At 70.5% G+C, this 2107-nt stretch carries 2 protein-coding genes; both read left to right on the forward strand.

Annotated features, from left to right (window positions below; all coding sequences use genetic code 11):
• The coding region (locus WAN02_RS28040) for a glycosyltransferase (protein ID WP_422268550.1) at window positions 1-515 on the forward strand (515 nt) is incomplete at its 5' end.
• Window positions 512-1981 (forward strand): UDP-N-acetylmuramate--L-alanine ligase, encoded by a 1470-nt coding sequence (murC, locus tag WAN02_RS28045; RefSeq protein ID WP_422268552.1) that lies wholly within the window; start codon window positions 512-514, stop codon window positions 1979-1981. The genes WAN02_RS28040 and murC, both read left to right, overlap by 4 nt.
• Window positions 1982-2107 lie beyond the last annotated feature (126 nt).

Consider the following 2107-nt stretch of genomic DNA (forward strand, 5'->3'; position numbering starts at 1 on the left):
CCCCCGAGCCCGGAGACCCGCCGTACATCGCGGTCCCGTATCTGAGCCGGATGGACCTGGCCTATGCCGCCGCGGATTTGGCAATCTGCCGGTCGGGTGCAATGACCGTCGCCGAGGTGACTGCGGTCGGCCTGCCCGCGGTGTACGTGCCGCTGCCGATCGGCAACGGCGAGCAGCGACTCAACGCGTTACCAGTGGTCAATGCCGGCGGCGGCATCCTGGTCGCCGACGCCGACCTGACGCCGGACTTCGTCGCCGATCAGGTTGCCGGGCTGCTGAACGACGCGCCGCGGCTGGCGTCGATGACCACGGCAGCGGCGCTGGTCGGTCATCCGGATGCGGCGCGGCGGGTGGCCCAGGTCGCGCTGGACATCGCGCGCGCGGCGCGGGATGGGAAGCGCGCGAAAAGTCGGCGGAGTGCGCTGGACATCGCGCGCGCGACGCGGGAAGCGAAGCGCGCAAAACGTCGGCGCAGTGCGCGGGAGGTCGCGCGGGCGGGGAGAACGCGACGATGAATGCCCCGCCGCTGCCCCCCGAGCTGCAGCGGGTGCACATGGTCGGCATCGGGGGAGCCGGCATGTCGGGGATCGCCCGCATCCTGCTGGACCGGGGCGGCATGGTGTCGGGGTCTGATGCCAAGGAGTCACGCGGTGTCCGCGCGTTGCGGGCGCGGGGCGCGCTGATCCGGATCGGCCACGACGCGTCGTCGCTGGATCTGCTGCCGGGCGGCGCGACGGCGGTCATCACGACGCACGCCGCGATCCCGAAGACCAACCCCGAACTCGTCGAGGCCCGTCGCCGCGGCATCCCGGTGGTGCTGCGTCCGGCGGTCCTGGCCAAGCTGATGGCCGGCCGAACCACGTTGATGGTGACCGGCACGCACGGCAAGACGACCACCACGTCGATGCTGATCGTGGCCCTGCAGCATTGCGGGCGGGACCCGTCCTTCGCCGTCGGCGGTGAGTTGGGCGAGGCCGGCACCAACGCTCACCACGGCAGCGGCGACTGCTTCGTCGCCGAGGCCGACGAAAGCGACGGCTCGCTGCTGGAATACACCCCGAATGTCGCCGTGGTCACCAACATCGAGTCCGATCATCTCGACTTCTTCGGCAGTTCGGACGCCTACATCGCGGTCTTCGACTCGTTCGCGGAGCGCATCGCCCCGGGCGGCGCGCTCGTCGTCTGCACCGATGACCCGGGCGCGGCCGCGCTGGCCGATCGCATTGCGGCGCTGGGGATCCGGGTGCTGCGGTACGGCTCGTCGTACGACGGCCCGGACCACAAGCTGGCCGGGACGTTGTTGTCGTGGGAGCAACAGGGCACCGAGGCGGTCGCACACGTCAAACTCGACGGCGAAATCCATCCGTGGGTGCTGCGGCTTTCGGTGCCGGGCCGGCACATGGCGCTCAACGCGCTGGGTGCGATGCTGGCCGCCATCGAGATCGGCGCTCCGGCCGACTGCGTACTGGACGGGCTGGCCGGTTTCGAGGGAGTGCGCCGCCGTTTCGAGCTGATCGGAACGGCTTCCGGGGTAAAGGTTTTCGACGACTACGCGCATCATCCGACGGAGGTCAGCGCCACCCTGGAGGCGGTGCGCACGCTGCTGGAGCAGACCGGCGCCGGCCGCTCGTTGGTGGTGTTCCAACCGCATTTGTATTCACGGACGCAGGCTTTCGCCGCTGAGTTCGGTGCGGCGCTCGACGCGGCCGATCAGATTTTCGTGCTCGACGTCTATGGTGCACGCGAACAGCCCATCGCCGGGGTGAGCGGGGCGAGCGTCGCCGAACACGTCAGCGCCCCGGTGCAGTATCTGCCCGATTTCTCGTCGGTCGCCGAGGCGGTGGCCGCGTCGGCGGCGCCCGGTGATGTTGTCGTCACCATGGGCGCCGGTGACGTCACGATGCTCGCACCTGAGATCGTCACCGCGCTGCAGATGCGGGCCAACCGCGGCGCGCCGGGCCGGCCGCGGGAGTCGCAGTGACCGAGCCGGACAGCGGGACCCCCGACGCCGATCCCGTCGGCGAAATCACGGCGACCGGGCCGATCGAAGCGGCTGCGCCATCCGACGGCGACGACGGCACTGTCGCAGAGCAGGAGCAGACCGACG

This window comes from Mycobacterium sp., from assembly GCF_049281135.1.
Classification (GTDB): domain Bacteria; phylum Actinomycetota; class Actinomycetes; order Mycobacteriales; family Mycobacteriaceae; genus Mycobacterium.